The organism is Ruegeria sp. CL6 (genome assembly GCF_056536465.1).
This window is the reverse complement of the sequence record NZ_JBQFPR010000004.1, coordinates 367,181-386,511: the sequence shown is the minus strand read 5'-3', so window position 1 is coordinate 386,511 and position 19,331 is coordinate 367,181. Positions and strand designations below refer to the sequence as shown.

General features: G+C 58.4%; 21 protein-coding genes. 15 read left to right on the top strand and 6 right to left on the bottom strand.

Annotated features, from left to right (window positions below):
* Positions 1 to 110: 110 nt before the first annotated feature.
* Entirely contained in the window at positions 111 to 1,061 is a 951-nt protein-coding gene (locus ACR0LH_RS14025) for an SDR family oxidoreductase (RefSeq protein ID WP_480721449.1), read from the top strand.
* Positions 1,062 to 1,110: 49 nt separating this feature from the next.
* Here ACR0LH_RS14025 and ACR0LH_RS14020 read toward each other — a convergent pair whose 3' ends face one another.
* Both ACR0LH_RS14020 and ACR0LH_RS14015 read right to left on the bottom strand, forming a co-directional pair.
* Entirely contained in the window at positions 1,111 to 1,986 is an 876-nt protein-coding gene (locus ACR0LH_RS14020; protein WP_480721448.1) for an amidohydrolase family protein, read from the bottom strand.
* Positions 1,983 to 2,972, bottom strand: a complete 990-nt coding sequence (locus tag ACR0LH_RS14015) for an ester cyclase (protein ID WP_480721446.1) — start codon at positions 2,970 to 2,972, stop codon at positions 1,983 to 1,985. The genes ACR0LH_RS14020 and ACR0LH_RS14015 overlap by 4 nt, the downstream gene beginning before the upstream one ends.
* 163 nt (positions 2,973 to 3,135) lie before the next feature.
* Between ACR0LH_RS14015 and ACR0LH_RS14010 the strand changes: the two genes are divergently transcribed.
* The 14 genes from ACR0LH_RS14010 to ACR0LH_RS13945 all read left to right on the top strand — a co-directional run bounded on the left by ACR0LH_RS14010 (position 3,136) and on the right by ACR0LH_RS13945 (position 17,201).
* A complete protein-coding gene (locus ACR0LH_RS14010; RefSeq protein WP_480721445.1) occupies positions 3,136 to 4,182 on the top strand; it encodes an ABC transporter ATP-binding protein in 1,047 nt (348 codons plus the stop codon).
* Between the two features lie 74 nt (positions 4,183 to 4,256).
* Positions 4,257 to 5,468 carry an extracellular solute-binding protein gene (locus tag ACR0LH_RS14005; protein WP_170566232.1) on the top strand — a complete coding sequence of 404 codons (1,212 nt, stop codon included), beginning with the start codon at positions 4,257 to 4,259 and terminating at the stop codon, positions 5,466 to 5,468.
* A gap of 67 nt (positions 5,469 to 5,535) precedes the next feature.
* Complete coding sequence (locus tag ACR0LH_RS14000; protein WP_480721444.1) at positions 5,536 to 6,558, top strand: carbohydrate ABC transporter permease; 1,023 nt, start codon at positions 5,536 to 5,538, stop codon at positions 6,556 to 6,558.
* A gap of 1 nt (position 6,559) precedes the next feature.
* Entirely contained in the window at positions 6,560 to 7,714 is a 1,155-nt protein-coding gene (locus ACR0LH_RS13995) for a carbohydrate ABC transporter permease (protein WP_480721443.1), read from the top strand.
* A 126-nt stretch (positions 7,715 to 7,840) separates the two neighbouring features.
* A complete protein-coding gene (locus ACR0LH_RS13990) occupies positions 7,841 to 8,371 on the top strand; it encodes an ester cyclase (RefSeq protein WP_480721442.1) in 531 nt (176 codons plus the stop codon).
* A 10-nt stretch (positions 8,372 to 8,381) separates the two neighbouring features.
* A complete protein-coding gene (gene hisD / locus ACR0LH_RS13985) occupies positions 8,382 to 9,713 on the top strand; it encodes a histidinol dehydrogenase (protein WP_170558748.1) in 1,332 nt (443 codons plus the stop codon).
* A complete protein-coding gene (locus ACR0LH_RS13980) occupies positions 9,710 to 10,765 on the top strand; it encodes an ester cyclase (RefSeq protein ID WP_480721440.1) in 1,056 nt (351 codons plus the stop codon). Before hisD ends, ACR0LH_RS13980 begins: the two co-directional genes overlap by 4 nt.
* Positions 10,762 to 11,526 carry an SDR family NAD(P)-dependent oxidoreductase gene (locus ACR0LH_RS13975; protein WP_480721439.1) on the top strand — a complete coding sequence of 255 codons (765 nt, stop codon included), beginning with the start codon at positions 10,762 to 10,764 and terminating at the stop codon, positions 11,524 to 11,526. Before ACR0LH_RS13980 ends, ACR0LH_RS13975 begins: the two co-directional genes overlap by 4 nt.
* Positions 11,526 to 12,569, top strand: coding sequence for a LacI family DNA-binding transcriptional regulator (locus tag ACR0LH_RS13970; protein ID WP_480721437.1), 1,044 nt, complete (start codon positions 11,526 to 11,528; stop codon positions 12,567 to 12,569). Before ACR0LH_RS13975 ends, ACR0LH_RS13970 begins: the two co-directional genes overlap by 1 nt.
* The gene (locus tag ACR0LH_RS13965) at positions 12,566 to 13,555 is read left to right on the top strand and encodes a nuclear transport factor 2 family protein (protein WP_480721436.1); all 990 of its coding nucleotides are present in this window, start codon (positions 12,566 to 12,568) and stop codon (positions 13,553 to 13,555) included. Before ACR0LH_RS13970 ends, ACR0LH_RS13965 begins: the two co-directional genes overlap by 4 nt.
* A gap of 154 nt (positions 13,556 to 13,709) precedes the next feature.
* A complete protein-coding gene (locus ACR0LH_RS13960) occupies positions 13,710 to 14,672 on the top strand; it encodes a cupin domain-containing protein (RefSeq protein ID WP_480721434.1) in 963 nt (320 codons plus the stop codon).
* A gap of 17 nt (positions 14,673 to 14,689) precedes the next feature.
* The gene (locus ACR0LH_RS13955; RefSeq protein ID WP_480721433.1) at positions 14,690 to 15,817 is read left to right on the top strand and encodes a cobalamin-independent methionine synthase II family protein; all 1,128 of its coding nucleotides are present in this window, start codon (positions 14,690 to 14,692) and stop codon (positions 15,815 to 15,817) included.
* Positions 15,814 to 16,509 carry an alpha/beta fold hydrolase gene (locus ACR0LH_RS13950; RefSeq protein WP_480721432.1) on the top strand — a complete coding sequence of 232 codons (696 nt, stop codon included), beginning with the start codon at positions 15,814 to 15,816 and terminating at the stop codon, positions 16,507 to 16,509. Before ACR0LH_RS13955 ends, ACR0LH_RS13950 begins: the two co-directional genes overlap by 4 nt.
* Complete coding sequence (locus ACR0LH_RS13945; protein WP_480721430.1) at positions 16,506 to 17,201, top strand: RraA family protein; 696 nt, start codon at positions 16,506 to 16,508, stop codon at positions 17,199 to 17,201. The genes ACR0LH_RS13950 and ACR0LH_RS13945 overlap by 4 nt, the downstream gene beginning before the upstream one ends.
* A gap of 79 nt (positions 17,202 to 17,280) precedes the next feature.
* Here ACR0LH_RS13945 and ureG read toward each other — a convergent pair whose 3' ends face one another.
* From ureG to ACR0LH_RS13925, 4 genes are read right to left on the bottom strand one after another with little or no spacing between them, the layout of a single operon-like run.
* A complete protein-coding gene (ureG, locus tag ACR0LH_RS13940; RefSeq protein ID WP_170697130.1) occupies positions 17,281 to 17,925 on the bottom strand; it encodes an urease accessory protein UreG in 645 nt (214 codons plus the stop codon).
* Positions 17,922 to 18,575, bottom strand: a complete 654-nt coding sequence (locus ACR0LH_RS13935) for an urease accessory protein UreF (protein ID WP_480721429.1) — start codon at positions 18,573 to 18,575, stop codon at positions 17,922 to 17,924. Before ACR0LH_RS13935 ends, ureG begins: the two co-directional genes overlap by 4 nt.
* A complete protein-coding gene (locus ACR0LH_RS13930) occupies positions 18,559 to 19,011 on the bottom strand; it encodes an urease accessory protein UreE (protein ID WP_170385189.1) in 453 nt (150 codons plus the stop codon). Before ACR0LH_RS13930 ends, ACR0LH_RS13935 begins: the two co-directional genes overlap by 17 nt.
* A gap of 28 nt (positions 19,012 to 19,039) precedes the next feature.
* Positions 19,040 to 19,264, bottom strand: coding sequence for a hypothetical protein (locus ACR0LH_RS13925; protein WP_170416725.1), 225 nt, complete (start codon positions 19,262 to 19,264; stop codon positions 19,040 to 19,042).
* Positions 19,265 to 19,331: the final 67 nt, after the last annotated feature.

The window sequence follows — 19,331 nt, the reverse complement described above, 5'->3', positions numbered from 1 at the left end:
AGGCAAGAAAGTGCGACGATCTCGTCTGTTAAGGTTAATGGAGGAGATTTATTTGCAACTCCAGGATGGACGCAAGCGCACACGACACAGACGCCATAAGGAACAAGAGCATGACGGACACGACATTTGGCCCCAAAGGTTGGACCCCAGAGCGCCTCGGGAACCTCGAGGGGAAAACCTACCTCATTACCGGAGCGAACGCGGGCGCGGGATTTCAGGCCGCACGCACGCTGCTGAAGAAGGGCGCCAAGGTTGTGATGCTGAACCGTTCGGTGGAAAAGTCACAAGCCGCTATCACGGAACTAAAAACTGAGTTTGGAATTGGCGCCGATGTCACCTTTGTCCGCATGGACCTTGCCTCTTTCGCCAGTGTGCGTGAAGCCGCGGCGGAAGTTTTGGGAACCGTTCCACATATCGACGCCCTGATTTGCAACGCCGCCATCGCCCAAGTGCCAACGCAGCAATTTACCGACGACGGGCACGAGAGCATGCTGGGGACGAACCATTACGGTCACTTCCTTCTGTGCGGGCTTCTATTCGAGGGGATACAAGCGTCCAGGGGCCGGATCGTGGTGGTCAGTAGCCTTGGCTACAACATGGGTATCAAGACCATCCAGTTCGACGATATGAACTGGGACGAGAACTATCATCAGAACCGGACCTATTGTCAGAGCAAGCTGGCCCAGATGATGTTTGCCTACGAATTGCAGGATCGGCTTGCGGCCGCTGGAAGAACCGAAGTTGAGGTCTTTGTTTGCCATCCCGGTGCCTCGCGCACCTCTCTCGTCCAAACCAGCGCTGATCTGAAGACGCGGATAATGTTTGGCGTTATGTCCGTTCTACCTATCGTGCAATCGGCCGAGAAAGGCTCTTGGCCCGAAGTCATGTGCGCGACCGAGGATGGTCTGGAACAGCGTGCGCTGTATGGCCCGACCGGTCTTTTGGAATTTGTTGGTCCCGTCGGCAAGGGCACGCTGCATTCCCACGCTTACGACAAGACGGTGATGGCAAAGCTGTGGGGTGTGTCTGAACAGGCGACGGGGTTCACCTGGACGCTTTGAACTGGTCCTTGATTGATCCGGGCGACGAACGCTTGATACCGTTCCCCAGCTATGCCTGAAGCCGATAAAACCGTTTTACCGTTTCGCAAAACACGTCGGGCTGCATTTCGGTCGGAATAATACTCAGATACCGGGAAACAAGGGCTTCGTAGGTCGAAGACAGGCTGTCGACCGGAAAGTTTGAGCCGAACATGCAGCGCTCGCCCCCAAACTGCGACAAACAAGCATCGACGATCGGCTGAACACTTTCCGCGCTCCAGTCATGATCGAACATCCCGAGGCCAGAGAGTTTGCAGTGCACCTGAGGCAAGCTCGACAAGGCTCGGAGGGCGTTCTTCCATTGCCGCAACCCTTCGGTGGTGCGGTCATAGGGCGAACCTGCATGACACAATGCGACCTGTGTATGAGGTGCCTGTTTCAGCACGTCGGCGGTTTGTTCCATCAGTTCAGGCAGTAATTGAAGGTCAAAGGAAAGGTTGCGCTCGCCCAATTGCTGTAGGTTGGCCAGAAATCTTGGATTTCTCAGAACTGCGTTGGTCCCCGTTTTTGCATCTTCGCCCGGTGCCCGCCCGATAATTTGGCGAACGCCGCGTACCGTCGGAAGGGTTTGAAGTTGATCAAGCTGTTCCTCCGCGTTCGCTGCGGTGAGGTCACAGAAGGCCACTTGCACCAAGGGCCAATCAGGATATTGGTCGGCCACGGATTGCACCCATTGCGCCTCGGCCCAGGGGTCGGCCGCGCCAACCTGGATGTGGACCGAAGCGGTCATACCTTGCGCTGCGGCATCGGTGCGGAATTCCGGCAAGAGGTAGTCGCGCTGGATCGGGGTAGGATCTCCGAAGAAACGGACCGCACCTTTCTCCATCAGCCAAGGGTACGTGACGGCAGATAGATCCCACAGATGGTGATGCGCGTCGATCTTCATGGAGTTTCGATCCCTGTGGTGCGGGTCAAGATATCGACCCCCTGTCCACGCCAGAAATGCAGAAGGTCAATAAAAATCCAGTTCTCGGCAAGCTTGTCACCAGCGCGCCTGTAGATGTCGATGACTCTGAACTCACCCGGTTTGCCGGTGGCTGGCATCCCCATGAACCCGCCTGACGGTACAGCCGTGAAGTTCGGCCAGCCGAAGAAGCCGCCATACATCCCCTCAGCCATACGGCAGATATGGTTGGTTTTGGATCTATCGGTAAAGCCTGCGCGAAACGGGCCTGAGTGCTGTTTGGCGTATCGTTCAATCGTATAGGTCGCACCGATCCCCTCGGGACCCCACCAGATCATGTCGTCATGCCATGTTCTGGCAAGCTCATCCTCTAGCGACAAGCCGCTGTTCCATTGACCCAGATCCGAGATCATCGCGTTTATCAAGGCCAGCGTCTTTTGGCCTTCTTCCGGCGGCTGAGGGTCAAGCAGCACACCGTCATGCGGCATCGGTCCGGGCTGTACCAAATGCGCTGCGGTCTGTGGGGGAAACGGGTTTTGGCCAGCCTGCGCCATCAAGTGCGGGATGTCGAAATACATCGCCGTTTCCGTGATCGTGTTGTTCACCACCTTGTAGAAGGCGCAATACCGCAGAAAGGCCATTTTACCAGTGGGTCGAATGCCCAGCCAAGGTCGGTCGAACAGACCCATCAGATGCCCCATGCAAGCGACCCAAACCTCGTCCTCGTCACACAGCGAATTCTGTCCAGCAAACAGAATATCGACCCGGTTCTGCAAACGGGTCAGGCTGTGTTTGAGCGGCTGCCAAAACTGTCGGGCAACGCTTTCTGCCCCGGTGATTTCGTTGAATGGATGAAAGCCACGCCACAGCATGTCTGGGGCGCAGAATTGGTTCATGGCATTGGGCAGATCAGCTTCAATCGCGGAATGGAACGCGCAGACAAGATTTTTTTCGGCCTGGAAGTTCAAAGCTTTTGCCTTTCAAGTCAGTGTCTTAGGGGCGCAAAGATTCCGACATGAGTCGAATTGTCAGCGCAGTCTTGCATACGTATGCAAAAAAGTCTTGCCAGAAATGATATGCGCCGATTACATTTTTGCAAACGTATGCAAGCGAATCTTTCTCGGGGGGATCATGGCGGAAATTCAGCTGCGCAATGTTGGCAAGCGCTGGGGCTCTTTCGTTGGGGTCCACAATTTCGATCTGACCATCGCAGACAGAGAGTTCCTTGTTCTTCTCGGCCCATCTGGGTGCGGCAAGACCACGACCATGCGTATGATCGCCGGGCTCGAGGATGTCACCGAAGGGGACATTCTGATCGACGGAAATGTCGTGAACGACCTAGAGCCAAAGGACCGGGACGTGGCGATGGTGTTCCAAAGCTATGCGCTCTATCCGAATATGAACGTCTACGAGAACATCCGCTTTCCTCTGAAAGTGCGCGGGATTGATCCCTCGACCCATGACGAAAAAGTCCGCCGGGCCAGCGCGATGGTAGAATTGGATGACTTCCTGCATCGCAAACCTGCCGAACTGTCGGGTGGACAGCGTCAGCGTGTGGCGCTGGCCCGCGCCATCGTCCGTGAACCCAACGTGTTCCTGATGGATGAACCGTTGTCCAATCTGGACGCCAAGCTGCGGGTATCGACGCGGGCGCAGATCAAAAACCTCAGCCACGAACTGGCGGTGACGACGATCTATGTGACCCACGACCAGATCGAGGCGATGACGCTGGCCGACCGCGTCGTCGTCATGAAGCAAGGCGTGGTTCAGCAGGTCGGCAGCCCGACCGAGATTTACGACCGGCCTGCCAATACGTTTGTCGCCAGCTTTATCGGTTCCCCGGCGATGAACCTCATGGACGGAAAGGTGTCGGACGGTGTGTTCCGCGCCGAGCACGTCCAGATTCCGGTCGAAGCCCCCGACGGTCCCCTGACCTTGGGTTTCCGGGCCGAAGACGCGGGTCTTGCCGAAGGGCAGGGCGAAATTACGGCTCCGATCTATACGCTCGAACTGCTGGGCGATGCGACCATGATCTCGGTCCGCGTCGGTGGGGCGCTGGTGTCCGTGAAAGCCGACAAAGCATTCCGCGCCGAGATCGGCGAAAGCGTCTCGTTCTCGGTGCCGAAAGACATCTGTCACCTCTTTGAAGCTGAAAGCGGTGCGCGGATCGGGGCATAGCCCCACAACAGCCCAACCGGGCAAACAACCGGTCCGGACGTCGACGACGGACCGATCCTGACAGGGAGAAACGCATGAAACTCAAATCAATCCTCTTGGCCGGTGCCATGTCCTTTGCCGCCGCAGGCGCGTGGGCGGACTGTGCCTTTGAAAACGATGTCCCGCTAAAGTCGCTCTCGGCCGGGTTTGAAGCCTGGAAAGCCGTGACTGACGCGATGGCCGAGTGTGGCAATTTCAGCGCCTCGCTCGATCAGGAATTCCGCGAAAAGCAGCCCGAAGCGTTCGCGGCTGACCCTGCACTGTACCAAATTGGCGGCGTCTCGAACGCCACGCTGGTGCCGTTGCTGAACGCGGGCACCATCCGGCCGCTGGATGATCTGGTCGAGAAATACGGACAGGACCTGCTGCCGAACCAGTTGATCAAGGTGGACGGCAAAACCATGGCGATTGCCATGATGGTGAACGCGCAACACCTGATGTATCGCGATGACGTTCTGGCCGAGCTGGGCATCGAAGAACCCAAAACCTATGCCGACGTTCTGGCCGCAGCCGCCAAGATCAAGGAAGCGGGCCTCATGGACTATCCCATTGGCGGTACGTTCAAAACCGGTTGGAATCTGGGTCAGGAATTCGTCAACATGTACCTTGGCGAAGGCGGCCAGTTCTTCGGCGACGGCAACATGCCTGCGATCAACAACGATCAGGGCGTCGCTGCGCTTGAGACGATGAAGGCCATGACCGAGTACATGGACCCGGAATATCTGGTGTCGGACTCGACCTATGTTCAGCAGCAGTTCCAGCAAGGCAAGATTGCGATGGCGAACCTGTGGGCCAGCCGCGCGGCTGCCATGAACGACGAAGCCGAAAGCCAGGTGGTTGGCAAGGTCACGATGGCCGCAGCCCCGATGGGATCGGCTGTTCCTGCGACCACGATCTGGTGGGACGGTATCGTGCTGGCCTCGAACATGAGCGATGAAGAGGCCGACGCCGCCTTCCGTGTCGCGCTTGAAGGTATGGACGGTGACATGGTCAGCGCCAATAACGACACGGCGGTCTGGCTTAGCACGGCGTATACTCCGGGCGATCTGGCCGCCGGTGCCGCGGCCTCGGCCGAAGGTGGCGCCAAAGCCTATCCTGCGTCGGGTCCGATGGGCATCATGCACACCTCTCTGGGCAATGGTCTGGCGGACTATCTGACCGGTGCCAAGGATGCGCAAACCACACTTGCCGACATCGAGGCGGATTACATCACCGCTGCGAAAGAAGCTGGTCTGATCAGCAACTGATCCTCTCTGGGGAGGGCCCTGTGCCCTCCCGCTTTTTCCACCCGAGAACCATGAGAAAGGCAGAGCCATGAATTTCCGGACATTTGCCGCCTTTGTCGGCCCCTCTGTCTTTATGATGCTTCTCTTTATCGCGTTCCCGCTGGTCAGCGTGTTCAAGCAGAGCTTTTACGTCACCCAGCCGATTTACGAGACGGTTGAAAAGGAAACCTGCACGCCGGGCTTTCTCACGCAGACCTGCGTGACCGAGCTGGTGTCGCAGCCGAAACTGGACGAACACGGCGAGATTATCACCCAGACCCAGTATGTCGGATTGCAAAGCTATCGTAACGTGCTAGAGCCCGAGCGGGCTTGGCGCGCGATCAGCGACGGGAACTGGCAGGTTCTGTCCACGATCAACTTCTGGAAAGCGCTGCGCTTCACGCTGACCTTCACGCTGATCACGCTGCCTTTGGTGGTTGGATGCGGTCTGGGTATCGCGGTTTTGATCAACAATGCGGCCCGGTCGATACGGGGTCCTGTGATCTTTGTCTCGCTGCTGCCCTTCATCATCACACCTGTGATCGGCGTCTTGTCGATCAACTGGCTGTTTCGCGGTGACGGGATCATGACAGCGTTGATTGAATGGTGGCTGAACCGCGACATCGCGTTGTTTGCTCAGGCGTGGACGATCGAATTCCTGATGATGCTTTACCGCGTCTGGCACGTCGCGCCGTTTGCCGCCATCGTCTTCTATGCGGGTCTTCAGACCGTCAATCAGGACAGTCTGGAAAGCGCCGTCATCGACGGGGCAACCCGCTGGCAGCGGATGAAGTACATCGTGATCCCGCATCTGATGCCGCTGATCATTTTCGTGTCGATGATCCACCTGATGGACAGCTACCGGGTGTTTGAAGAGATCGTCGGCTTCTCGAGCCAAGGCTACGTCATCTCGCTGCAATGGCTGACCTTCGATTACCTGACGCCGGATCAGGCGGGCAACCGGTCGATCAGTCGGGCCTCGGCCAACTCGATGCTGACCATGATCGGTGTTGTCATCCTGCTTATCCTGCCGCTGCGCCGTACATGGCGCGATCACAAAGGAGGCCACTGATATGTCCTCACGCGCGCTTCGCCAGCCTTTCAGCCTGCGACTGACCTCGAACATCTTTCTGGCGCTCTGGTGCCTGATTGCGGCCTTCCCGATCTTTTGGATCGTGGTGATGAGCTTCAAGTCACCCGTCGACGCCTTCGACAGCAACGCGCTGAACGTGATCTTTGGCCCCGCGACCCTGGGCGTCGGCAAGGGACTGTCCCTGCTGGATATCATTCTGGGGATCGCGGTGATCTGGGGAACGATCACTCTGGCAACCAAAAGGCTGCCGTCGATGATCAAATCCTACGCCAAGCCCGGGCAGGAGTGGTTTGGCTGGCTGATCGGCGTGCTGGCCTTGCTGGTTGTCTTCCTGTTGGTGTTCTTTGTCGTACTTCCCGCCATTCTGAATGTGCTGAATCCACTGTTCGGCCCTTTGGGGCGGGACGTGTTGGGCCTGACCACCGAACATTACAAAACGGTCTGGATTGACCGGGGGTTCTCGAATAACTTCAAGAACTCGCTGATCGTTACGACCGGGGTGGTTACCGTGTCCCTGACCGTCGGAACGCTGGCCGGGTACGGTCTGGCGCGGTCTGGGTCGACGCTGGCGTTCTGGATTCTGATTGTGGCGCTGGTGTTCCGCGCACTGCCGCATTCGGTTCTGGTTGCGGGCTACCTGCCGGTCTTCATCAACTCGGCCGAATGGCTCAGCCCCATTCTGGGGGAAAACGCGCCGACGCTTTACGGCAAGCCTTTCGCGGTCATCGCGGTTCTGGTTGCGATCAACCAACCCTTCACCATCTGGATGCTGCGGTCCTTCTTCCAGAATATACCTGCCGAACTGGACGAGGCCGCCCGCGTCGATGGGTGCAGCCATTTTCAGGCGTTCCGCCGTGTGATCATGCCGGTGATGTGGCCGGGGGTCATCACAACCGGTCTGTTCAGTTTCCTTCTGGCCTATAACGACTTTCTGGTCACCGCGCTGCTGCTGGACGCCCAGAACCAGACCATGGTTCCGGCCATCGTCGGCATGTTCAACCGCGAGACCACGACCACCGATCAGGTCGTCGCCGTGGCCGCCGCCGTTTCGATCACCGCGCCGCTGATCTTCCTTGTCCTGATCTTCCAGCGCCAGATTGTCAGCGGTCTGACGGCAGGGGCGGTGAAAGGCTGATGAGCAATCACGCCCGCCATAACGCCATGTCGCGCCACCCAGCGCTGAACAGGATGCCCAGAGATTTTCTGAGTGTCGGGGGTCACGCCCTCAACACCACTCTCTGGAAACCTGAAAGGATATGAAATGAAAGGTTCGCGCCCCGAACAAGCGGTTTTGACCCGTGACACAGACCTGAGCAAAACAGACGACACGCGACGGGTCATCGAAACCATGGTGGATGGTCTGAATGAACATCGCATTGACGACATTGGTGAGTTTTTCGCGCAGGGCTTTCGCTGGATGGGCAATCAGGGCTGCGGCACGAAGACGGGGTTACAGGAATTCCAGAACAACTGGCAGCGCCCGTTTCAGGCGGCGTTTTCCGACAAGGTCTGCATTGATGAGGCCCGCCTTTACATGGGTGAATGGGCTGCCGCCTTTGGCCGTCAGGAAGCAACCCATTCGGGTGAATTTCTGGGCATCGCCCCGACAGGAAAGCGGGTCGAGATCCGGTACATGGATTTCTGGAAAGTCGTCGACGGCAAGATTGTCGACAACTGGGTGAACGTGGATTTTGCCCATGTCGCCGCCCAACTGGGCGTTGACCTGTTCAACGGCCAGGGCTGGGAAGCATTTGACCGAGGGGAAAAACTTCCACCTCGGCCCGAAACCTGAGGATTTAAAAATGGCAATCGAGTATCTCAAACGCGGTAAATCTGACGCTGACCGGGCCGAAGATGACGCCAAAACCCGTGCCGTGGTCGAAGCGACTCTGAAAGACATTGAAACCCGCGGCGATGTCGCCGTGCGCGAACTGAGCGAAAAGTTCGACAATTATTCACCGGCCTCGTTCCGGCTGTCGCAGGACCAAATCGAAGACCTGATCAGCCAGCTTTCCGACCGTGAGCTGGCGGATATCAAGTTCGCCCAAGAACAGGTGCGCAACTTTGCGCAGGCGCAACGGGATTCGATGCTGGATATCGAGGTCGAAACCCTGCCAGGCGTCATACTGGGCCACAAGAATATCCCAGTGCAGTCCGTTGGATGTTACGTTCCCGGCGGTAAGTTCCCGATGGTGGCTTCGGCGCATATGTCGGTGGCGACGGCGTCCGTTGCGGGTGTTCCACGCATTATCGCCTGTACGCCTCCGTTTCAGGGCAAGCCAAACCCGGCGGTCATCGCGGCCATGCATCTGGGCGGAGCGCACGAAATCTACGTCATGGGCGGCATTCAGGCCATTGGCGCAATGGCGCTTGGCACTCAGACAATCGACCCCGTTCATATGCTGGTCGGCCCCGGCAACGCCTTTGTTGCCGAAGCCAAACGCCAGCTATTTGGCCGTGTCGGTATCGACCTGTTCGCAGGCCCGACCGAAACCATGGTGATTGCAGATGAAACCGCCGCCGATGCGGAATTGTGCGCCACCGACCTGCTGGGTCAGGCTGAACATGGATATAACAGCCCCTGCGTGCTTTTGACCAACTCGCGCAAACTGGCCGAGGATACTTTGGCCGAAGTTGACCGGCTGCTGGACATTTTGCCGACGGCGGACACCGCCAAAGTGTCATGGGCGGAATATGGCGAGGTCATCGTTTGCGACACATATGACGAGATGCTGAAAGTGGCGGACGACATTGCCTCGGAACATGTGCAGGTGATGACGGATCGTGACGATTGGTTTCTTGAGAACATGACCTGCTACGGGGCGCTGTTTCTTGGTCCTCGCACCAATGTGTCGAACGGGGACAAGGTGATTGGGACGAACCACACCTTGCCCACGAAGAAAGCAGGGCGATACACGGGCGGTCTTTGGGTCGGCAAATACCTGAAAACGCACTCGTACCAGAAGGTTCTGACCGACGAGGCCGCAACGCTGATCGGTGAATATGGCTCGCGCCTGTGCATGCTGGAAGGGTTTGTGGGGCACGCGGAACAATGCAATGTGCGCGTTCGCCGGTACGGGGGCATCAACGTGCCTTACGGAAAGGCCGCCCCGTATAGGGATGCGGCGGAATGAGCGATCGGCACAGTCTGCACAAAGACCTGATCGCCCCGCTGAGGGCGGCGATGTACGACTTTTCCGAAGCCGGGGTGCGCCGCGCCCTGGCTGACCTTTGTGCACCCGACGCCTTGTTCCGCCTGTGTCATCCGTTCGGAGACATGACCGGCAGCGATACCTACTACGATGGCGTCTACAAGGGTTTGCTGGCGGCGTGGCCCGATCTGGAGCGGCGCGACTATATCGTCATGGCCGGACCGGATGAGTTTGGCGCTGATTGGGTCGGGTGCGGCGGGTACTACACCGGCACCTTCACCGGACCATGGCTGGATATCCCGCCAACAGGTCATCAGGTCACGATGCGGTTCCACGAATTCTACCGGTTCGAGGATGGCAATGTGGTCGAGATGCAGGCGCTTTGGGACATCCCCGAGGTGATGATACAGGCAAATGCGTGGCCCATGGCCCCCAGCCTTGGCCGCGAATGGCACGTGCCCGGTCCTGCGACGCAGGATGGGTTTGTGCCCGGCCCCTATGATGCGGCAAAGGGCAAGGACACCTGTCAGCACATCACCGACATGCTGGAATACCTCAAGAAACACCCGTCAGAGGGCGGTCCCGAAGTGATGGAGATGGAGCGGTTCTGGCATCCGCGCATGAACTGGTACGGCCCGTCCGGGATCGGCACCGGGCGGGGTATTTCCGGGTTCCGTAACTGGCATCAGATCCCGTTCCTGAGCGGGATGCCAGATCGCGGGCAATATGTGGATGACATCACCTATCACTTCTTCGGAGATGGAGAGTATGCGGCCGTCACTGGTTGGCCCAACATGATCCAGACCGTGACCCATGACGGCTGGATGGGCATTGCGCCTTCCGGCAAAAAGATCACCATGCGCAGCCTCGATTTCTGGCGTCTCGAAGACGGTAAAATTCGCGAAAACTGGGTGCTGGTCGATCTTCTGGATGCTTACCAGCAGCTTGGCGTTGACGTCTTTGCCCGTCTGCGGGAATTCAATAAGGCCCGAAATTTGGGCCGTATCGAAATACCTGACGGAATGAGCCAATGACAGACCTGCCCCGAACGCCATCCTTTTCCCTGAACGGCAAAACCGCCCTGGTGACCGGAGCGTCATCGGGCATCGGGCAGGGATGTGCCGTTGCTCTGGCCGAGGCCGGGGCGCATGTGGTGTGTGCGGCGCGCGGGGCAGATCGGTTGCAGGACACCGTGACCGCATTGCAATCGAACGGCTGGTCCGCAGAGGCATTGGTTGTGGATCAAACGGACCTGGATGCGCTGAAGGCCCTGTTTGCGTCCCGTGTTTTTGACGTGGTCGTCAATTCCGCGGGATTGGCGCGGCACAGCCCGGCGACCGAGACAACGCCCGAGGATTTCGACGCGGTCACAAATCTGAACTTGCGATCCGCCTATTTCCTGTCGGCCTTTGCAGGCAAGGCTTTGATCGACGCGAGCAAACGCGGGTCAATCATACATATCTCAAGCCAGATGGGTCATGTCGGCGGGATTGACCGGGCCGTATATTGCGCGACCAAGCACGGGCTGGAGGGCATGGTTAAGTCCATGGCCATCGAATGGGGCAAACAGGGCGTACGGATCAACACCGTGTGTCCGACCTTCATTCGCACGCCGCTGACGCAATCGACCTTCGATAATCCCGAACGGGCCGCATGGATCATGGATAAGATCAAGCTGGACCGCGTGGGCGAGGTCGAGGACATCATGGGTGCCGTGCGCTACTTGGCGTCAGACGCCTCGGCGCTTGTGACTGGGACATCCATGCTGATTGACGGCGGGTGGACGGCAGACTGATGGCTGAGAAAGTCACATCCCTTCAGGTCGCACAGCGCGCGGGCGTCAGCCAGTCCGCAGTCAGCCGCGTCTTCACGCCCGGAGCATCCGTCAGCAAGAAGACCGAGGAAAAAGTGCGCAAAGCCGCCGAAGAATTGGGGTATCGCCCAAACGTGCTGGCTCGCGCCATGGTTTCGGGCAAAAGCCGTATCATCGGTTTGGTGGTCGGCTATCTGGACAACTACTTTTATCCCGAAGCGCTGGAGAAACTGTCGAACGGTTTGCAAGAGCATGGCTACCACGTTCTGATATTCATGGCCTCTCGGTCGGCTGGCAACATCGACGACGTGATGGAGGAGATTCTGGACTATCAGGTCGACGGCGTTGTTCTGGCCTCGGTTCCGATGTCTTCCGATATCGCAACGCGGTGCCAGCAGGCGGGTGTCCCGGTTGTCCTGTTCAACCGCAGTCAGGATATCGAGGGGATCACCACCGTCACGTCGGATAACTATGCAGGCGGCCGCAAAGTGGCCGAGTTCCTGCTGGCGGGTGGGCACGAACGGATCGGCTATATCTCGGGGTGGCAGGGCGCCTCGACCCAGCGGGACCGCGAGGCGGGTTTTCGGGCGGTGTTGTCCGAAGCGGGTCGATCCGTATTTGCCGTGCAGGACGGGATGTTTCACACCGAAAACGCCCAAGCCGCTGCGCGTCAGATGTTTGATGTAGACCCCGGTGAGCGCCCCGACGCGGTATTTGTGGCCAATGACCACATGGCATTGGCCGTGATGGACGTGATCCGGTTTGAACTGGGACTGCGCGTCCCCGAAGATGTCTCGGTCGTCGGGTATGACGACGTTCCTCCGGCTGGATGGCCAGCCTATAACCTGACAACGATCCGGCAGCGGGCCAATCTGATGGTTGCGGAAACCGTCGCGGCCCTGCTGGATCACATTCAAAATCCCGATGCAGCCGAGCCACGCAAGGTCGCGATTGACGGCCCGCTGGTCGTGCGAACCTCGGCGCGGTTGCCGCAGGGTTGGACTCCACAAAGGACAGAAACATGAAGGGCTTTGATCCGAAATTCCGGGATTTCCCGGACTATATCGTCGGAATCACCAAGGAAATCTGGGAAGATCGCGGTATCGCGACCTTGCACGATTATTACGGTGAGGACATCGTGGTTCGCTCGCCCGGCTCCGTTGTTCTTGGGAACCAGAATGTGATCGGCGCGACCATGGCGACCTTGGCAGAGTTCCCCGATCGTCAACTGCTGGGAGAGGACGTGATCTGGTCCGGCACCCCCGAACAAGGCATGCTCAGCTCTCATCGCATTCTGTCCACGGCCACACATCTAAGCGAAGGCGTCTACGGCAAGCCCAAGGGAACCAGACTGCAATACCGGATTCTCGCGGATTGTCATGCGAAAGATAACAAGATTGATGATGAATGGCTGATCCGGGATCATGGGGCGATCGTCCGTCAGTTGGGCTGGGATCCCAAGGACTATGCCGCCGATCTGATCGCCCGCGAAGGTGGCCCTGAAGAATGCGTTCGGCCCCTGACCCCGTCCAACGATGTCGAAGGTCCCTATAAGGGAAAGGGAAACGACAATGCGTGGGGCCAGCGCCATGCCGATCTGCTGACCCGGATGATGAACGCCGACATGGGCGCGGTCGAGCGTGACTATGACAGGGCCGTGCAATCCGAATACCCAGGTGGTGTGACAGGGCATGGGTGGGACCCGGTTGACCGGTTCTGGATGTCATTGCGTGCCGCGATGCCCAACGCCACGTTCACCATCCATCACCAGATCGGGCGCGACGATCCCAACATGCCGCCGCGTTCGGCCCTGCGGTGGAGCCTGCACGGAACCCATGACGGTTGGGGCACATTTGGTGCGCCCACAGGGGCCGAACTTTATGTTCTGGGCATCAGCCATGTCGAGTGGGGAGAGCTGATTGGCGGGGACATCAGGGTTCGACGCGAGTGGACCCTGTTCGATGAAACCGCTGTTTGGAAACAGGTGCTGCTGGCCACAGGGGACGTGTAATGCCGCATACCCTTGCCTTGCTCGATACCAGCGAAGGAAGCCGGCGGCTGCATGGTCATCGGGCGTCTTTGCGGGCAAGGCGGCTGAACAATCGTCCTCCGGGCGCAATGGGTTTGATCGACCCACCGCATTGTTATTCGTTTCGGAGACTATCATGAGCACAATCCAACACCGCATCGTTCGCTATGGCGAACTGCAACCCTGCAAAACCGCCTTTATCGACGCCCACACGCCGGGTTCGGACCAAAAGGAAAACTTCACGATCATCGGTGGCGGGGTGTCCGAGTCGCCTGATCAGCACGTCCATATCACTGACAAGATCGGGTTCAACATTGGCGCGGCAGGACAGCCGCCCAAGTGCCGCAACTCGCTGCACAGCCACACCACGGCCGAGGTGTTCTTTGTTGCGAAGGGCCGTTGGCGCTTTTTCTGGGGTCGCTATGGGACGGCGGGAGAGTTCATCGCCGAAGAGGGTGATATTTTCAACATTCCCACGGGCATCTTCCGCGGTTTTGAGAATGTCGGTCAGGACTACGGCATGATCATGTCGATCCTTGGCGGAGATGATGCAGGCGGCGGGGTGACGTGGGCTCCGCAGGTGATTGAGGACGCTCAGGCGCATGGGCTGATGCTCGGCGACAACGGGGTTCTTTATGACTCCAAAAAAGGGCAGGATTTGCCCCACAATGTCCGCCCGATGCCCTTGCTGACCGAAGAACAACTGAAAGACTATCCCGAAGTTCCTGTCGAGGATGTCATCGGCAAATATGTCGCGCGGTATTGGGATCTTATGGCGTTGTCGGCCAACACACCCGCGCAGGTGATCGGCGAGAACGGTATGATCAGGGACAAGCCTGGGTTTGAGGTCGACTTCCTTGGGCGCGGGTCTTGTGTGACAGACCCGGTAAAGGCCGAAAGGCCCGTGGTTCTTATGCCCGCAAGCGGCCACTGGCGCATTGCGGTCGATGGATACGAAACCACATTGTCCACGGGGGACACGGCTTTGGTTCTACCCGGTGAGGCCTATAGCGTGTCACCGTCGATGACCGGGCAGGCAGGCTTGTATCGCATCACCGCGACCGACGACCCGGCGGGCGCGACCTGGATCGGGCAATAGGAAACCGGAGGCTCTGCATGACCAAAATCCATACCACACATGTGGGGTCTCTGCCCCGAACTCAGGACGTCGTGGACTTTATCTTTGCCCGCGAAAACGGAAAAGCATTCGATCAAGGTGCTTTCGATGCATGCATGGCTGACACGGTCGCAGAGACGGTACGCAAGCAGGTCGAGGCCGGAATTGACATAGTCAGCGATGGCGAGACATCAAAGATTTCCTACGCAACCTATGTCAAAGACCGCTACACAGGTTTTTCCGGTGACAGCCCGCGCAACGCGCCTGCCGACTTGAAGATGTTCCCCGGCTTTCTGCAACGGCTGGCGGATGACGGTGGCACACCCCAGTATGCGCGGCCAATGTGCACGGGCGAGGTCCGCTCGAAAGGGCAGGGGGAGCTTGAAAAGGACATTGCAAACCTGAAGGCGGCAATGAAACAGCACGGGGCCGAACGCGGTTTCATGAACGCGGCATCTCCGGGTGTCATCTCGCTGTTTTTGCAGAACGATTTCTATCCCACGCGTAAAGCGTATCTTTCGGCATTGGCAGACGCGATGAAAGAGGAATACGAGACGATTGTGGCCGCTGGTCTGGACCTGCAACTCGATTGCCCCGATCTGGCCTTGTCGCGCCATATGCTGTTCACGGACCTGACCGACGAAGCCTTCGTTCAGATCGCTAACATGCATGTCGAAGCCCTGAACCACGCGCTTCAGAACGTGCCGCAGGACCGCGTTCGGGTGCATATCTGCTGGGGCAACTACGAAGGGCCGCATTGTTGCGACATCGCGATGGACAAGGTGTTCAGCACCTTGATGGCCACTAAATCGCGCTATGTGCTGTTTGAAACCTCAAATCCGCGCCATGCGCATGAATGGACCGTTTTCCGTGACCGCAAGGCTGAGATTCCCGACGACAAGATCCTTGTACCCGGCGTTGTCGACACGACGACCAATTTCGTCGAGCACCCGGAACTTGTGGCGCAGAGGATCGGACGCTTTACCGATATTGTCGGCGCGGATCGGGTGATTGCCGGCAGCGATTGCGGTTTCGGCACTTTTGCGGGTTTTGGCGCCGTTGATCCTCAGATCGCATATGCCAAACTGGGCGCGTTGTCCGAGGGCGCAAAGCTGGCCTCGGCATGACACCGTTGATCCTCTTGCCGGGCATGATGTGTGACGCCCGTCTTTTCGGACCCCAGATCGAAGTCTTGTCCGGCAGGATGCCTTTGATGACCTTTCCGCTAGGTATGCATGATAACGTTCAGGGCATGGCGGCCGACATCCTAAGCGCTGCGCCGCCGGTCTTTGCGCTGGCCGGTTTGTCGATGGGTGGCATCGTGGCGATGGAGGTGCTGCGGCAAGGGGCCGGGCGTGTTTCGCGCATTGCGCTGTTGGACACCAATCCGCTGGCCGAGATGCCCGAGGTCAAAGCGCGACGCGGACCCCAGATGGCCGCCGTGCGCGAGGGCCGTTTGTGGCATGTGATGCGCGATGAAATGAAGCCCAACTATCTGGCCGACGGGCCGCGTCAGGGCGCTATTCTGGACTTGTGTATGGAAATGGCGACGAATCTGGGCGCGGACGTGTTCTTGCGCCAATCCAAGGCGCTGATGGATCGCCCCGACCAGCGGGCGACCTTGTCCGCCTATCCGGGAAAGTCGCTGGTGCTATGCGGCAGGGAAGATGGTCTATGCCCCGTCGAGCGGCACCAGTTAATGCACGATCTGCTATCACACAGTGTGCTTGAAATCATCGAAGGCGCGGGCCACCTGCCGACGTTGGAAAAACCAAATGAAACCACGGCGGCCCTGATCCGCTGGTTGGAGGACACATGACACCGTCCCTTTTGTCACTACTTCGCAAGGTTGATACGCCAACCGTCTGCAACGCGATCGAAGTTGCGCAGGGTAAACGAGGCTTTGACGGCTTCACACGCGGAACCATGTTGTGTTCGGCACCGGACGAACCCCCAATCGTTGGCTACGCCCGTACTGCCAAGATCGCGGCGGTAAACCCGCCTACCGAGCCTGCGGACGTCATCCGAGCCCGTCGCATGGCGTATTACAAATATATGGCAGACGCGCCCGCCCCATCGGTTGCAGTGCTGGAAGATGTGGACTTTCCGAATTGCATCGGTGCCTACTGGGGTGAGATTAACACCTCAATTCACAAGGGGTTCGGAATATCCGGCGCTTTGACCAATGGTGTGATGCGTGACCTCGGGGATGTGCCAGCAGGTTTCCCGGTGGTTGCTGGCTCTGTCGGGCCAAGCCACGGTTTCGTCCATGTTCGAGAGTTCGACACGCCCGTTTCGGTTTTTGGCCTGACCGTCAATCCGCAAGACCTGATACACGCCGATCGGCACGGTGCGCTTGTAGTGCCTGACGATGTTGTCGATCAGTTGGAAGGTGCTATCCAAAAGCTATTGTCCACCGAGCGCATTGTTCTGGATGCAGCCACACAGCCTGACTTTGACTTTGACGCATTCCAAGCCGCGTGGACAGCTTTTGAGAAAGCCAGGGTTTGAGGGCAAGCGCCCTCAAACCTAAGCTACTGACCGGTCGCCCGCTTTTGTGTCGGCGATTTTCGACTTGGCGGGCGGAACCTTACGCGGCGCCTTCCGTCACCTCATCAGGAATATTCAATCCGCCTATCCGGGCCAGCAAAGCGACGATTTGATCAACACCTTTGCGGTGCCGAAGTGCGGTGAACACAAAGGGCCGACCATTGCGCATCTTTGTTGCGTCACGGTCCATCACATCAAGCGAAGCCCCCACATGCGGGGCCAGATCGGTTTTGTTGATGATCAGTATGTCAGACTTCGTGATTGCCGGGCCGCCCTTGCGCGGGATTTCCTCGCCCGCTGCCACGTCGATCACGTAAAGCGTCACGTCTGCCAGTTCGGGGCTGAACGTGGCCGACAGGTTGTCGCCGCCGCTTTCGATCAGCACAACCTCGACATCCGGGTGGCGTTCTTGCATTTCGGCCACTGCCGCAAGGTTGATAGAGGCATCCTCGCGGATAGCCGTATGCGGACAGCCGCCGGTCTCGACCCCGATGATACGGTCTTGAGGCAGAATCTGCATCCGCATCAAGGCCTCGGCATCTTCGCGCGTGTAGATGTCATTGGTGATCACACCCACCGAGAGCTTTTCGCGCAAAGCCTCGGACAGGGCCGCGGTCAGAGTGGTTTTGCCTGCACCCACCGGTCCACCGATGCCTACACGCAGAGGGCCGTTCATGCTGCTCATGTTCGGAACATCCTTGAGTATTGAGTTTCGTGTTTCATCGACGCGATGTCGGACAGGAATGTGGTTGATCCCAGATCGCCCAGCCCTGCGTCCAATGCGGTTTTCGCCACCTTCTGGCAAATCGGCGTGAGGTCGCGGATCATTCGTTGCCCCTCGGTCTGACCCAAGGGCACAAGCCGCGTGGCGCATGCGACCAGATTTGACATGAAGGCCTGAAGAAACATTTGCGCCGTAAGGGGCAGGGGCAAACCTTGGCGTTGCGCTGCGTAGCCTACCGCCACCGGATAGGTCAGGCTCTCTATTTCCATTGCCCAAACGTCGGCAGTTACGCCGCAAAACGCTTCGCCCAGAAGTCGGGTTTCCAGTAGCCGCTCGGACGAGGCGCAAAAGGCGCGTGCTGTCTGATCGGCAGCCGCCAAGTCTGCCCGAGTTTTCGCGGAATATGCAGAGGCAAGAAACACGCAGTCATTTCGACCCGAGCCGTGCTGGATCACGTCTGCAATCCATTCCTGCGTGTCGCTTGCATCGGTGACGCTTCCACATTCGATGGCCCATTCCAGCCCGTGCGAATAGGCGAATCCGCCCACGGGATAGGCGGGTGACAGCCATTGTGACAACGTCAGGATATCTATGTCAGTGGGAGTGGCCATGGGTCCTGCCGTGGCCATAAGCGCCGCCCTCGGGGGTGAACGGCTCTTGCACCTCGCGCACAGTTGCGCCGATTTTCAGAAGCATGTCCCGAATGACATGATCCACCTGGATCAGCAGCCGATCTGCCTCGACCTGACAGGGTGTGTGGCGGTTGCCGATGTGCCAGGCGATACGGATCAGATCCGGTGCGGTGACTTCCAGCAATGCCTCGGGCGCTGCCTGAATCCCGACCTCGCGCCCGTCATCAAGGATGAGCGCTCCGCCGTGGTCCAGCGACGTGGTCTGAGCCAGATCGATAAGGATTTGCTCGCCGCTTTCGCAGGTCAGAACTTTCCGACGCAAAAAACGGTCTTCATAGGTCAGTGACAGGTGATCCGCAGGATCGCCATGTGAGTGACCTGAATACTGGCGTGCAGTGCAGAGCAGGGCGGTCATGCGTACGCCCCCACTGCGGTATCGGCTGTCAGAGCCAGATGGAATCCGCGAAGACGCGGTGCACGATCCGATCGCGTTTCAAGCCAAGCTTTTCCAGTTCCTCGTCGCTGAGCGACTGCAGGTGCTTGACGTGCTGAATCCGAGACTGGGCTTCGCCCATTCTGATCAGGGCCGAGTAAATCGACGATCCAACTGCGGCGATTGCGCCGGACAGCGAAAAGCCGGTTTGTGTGTGATGTGTCGTGTCTGCCATTTGGACCCTCGTAAGTATTCAAAACGTTGGTCCTCCCTTGGGTCATATATTTTGTCATTTCAGCCTC

Excerpts from the sequence above, each read along its gene's own strand:
- ACR0LH_RS14025 (WP_480721449.1), top strand. The coding sequence starts at position 111 with ATGACGGACACGACATTTGGCCCCAAAGGTTGGACCCCAGAGCGCCTC.
- ACR0LH_RS14020 (WP_480721448.1), bottom strand. The coding sequence starts at position 1,986 with ATGAAGATCGACGCGCATCACCATCTGTGGGATCTATCTGCCGTCACG.
- ACR0LH_RS14010 (WP_480721445.1), top strand. The coding sequence starts at position 3,136 with ATGGCGGAAATTCAGCTGCGCAATGTTGGCAAGCGCTGGGGCTCTTTC.
- ACR0LH_RS14005 (WP_170566232.1), top strand. The coding sequence starts at position 4,257 with ATGAAACTCAAATCAATCCTCTTGGCCGGTGCCATGTCCTTTGCCGCC.
- ACR0LH_RS14000 (WP_480721444.1), top strand. The coding sequence starts at position 5,536 with ATGAATTTCCGGACATTTGCCGCCTTTGTCGGCCCCTCTGTCTTTATG.
- ACR0LH_RS13995 (WP_480721443.1), top strand. The coding sequence starts at position 6,560 with ATGTCCTCACGCGCGCTTCGCCAGCCTTTCAGCCTGCGACTGACCTCG.
- ACR0LH_RS13990 (WP_480721442.1), top strand. The coding sequence starts at position 7,841 with ATGAAAGGTTCGCGCCCCGAACAAGCGGTTTTGACCCGTGACACAGAC.
- hisD (WP_170558748.1), top strand. The coding sequence starts at position 8,382 with ATGGCAATCGAGTATCTCAAACGCGGTAAATCTGACGCTGACCGGGCC.
- ACR0LH_RS13980 (WP_480721440.1), top strand. The coding sequence starts at position 9,710 with ATGAGCGATCGGCACAGTCTGCACAAAGACCTGATCGCCCCGCTGAGG.
- ACR0LH_RS13975 (WP_480721439.1), top strand. The coding sequence starts at position 10,762 with ATGACAGACCTGCCCCGAACGCCATCCTTTTCCCTGAACGGCAAAACC.
- ACR0LH_RS13970 (WP_480721437.1), top strand. The coding sequence starts at position 11,526 with ATGGCTGAGAAAGTCACATCCCTTCAGGTCGCACAGCGCGCGGGCGTC.
- ACR0LH_RS13965 (WP_480721436.1), top strand. The coding sequence starts at position 12,566 with ATGAAGGGCTTTGATCCGAAATTCCGGGATTTCCCGGACTATATCGTC.
- ACR0LH_RS13960 (WP_480721434.1), top strand. The coding sequence starts at position 13,710 with ATGAGCACAATCCAACACCGCATCGTTCGCTATGGCGAACTGCAACCC.
- ACR0LH_RS13955 (WP_480721433.1), top strand. The coding sequence starts at position 14,690 with ATGACCAAAATCCATACCACACATGTGGGGTCTCTGCCCCGAACTCAG.
- ACR0LH_RS13950 (WP_480721432.1), top strand. The coding sequence starts at position 15,814 with ATGACACCGTTGATCCTCTTGCCGGGCATGATGTGTGACGCCCGTCTT.
- ACR0LH_RS13945 (WP_480721430.1), top strand. The coding sequence starts at position 16,506 with ATGACACCGTCCCTTTTGTCACTACTTCGCAAGGTTGATACGCCAACC.
- ureG (WP_170697130.1), bottom strand. The coding sequence starts at position 17,925 with ATGAGCAGCATGAACGGCCCTCTGCGTGTAGGCATCGGTGGACCGGTG.
- ACR0LH_RS13935 (WP_480721429.1), bottom strand. The coding sequence starts at position 18,575 with ATGGCCACTCCCACTGACATAGATATCCTGACGTTGTCACAATGGCTG.
- ACR0LH_RS13930 (WP_170385189.1), bottom strand. The coding sequence starts at position 19,011 with ATGACCGCCCTGCTCTGCACTGCACGCCAGTATTCAGGTCACTCACAT.
- ACR0LH_RS13925 (WP_170416725.1), bottom strand. The coding sequence starts at position 19,264 with ATGGCAGACACGACACATCACACACAAACCGGCTTTTCGCTGTCCGGC.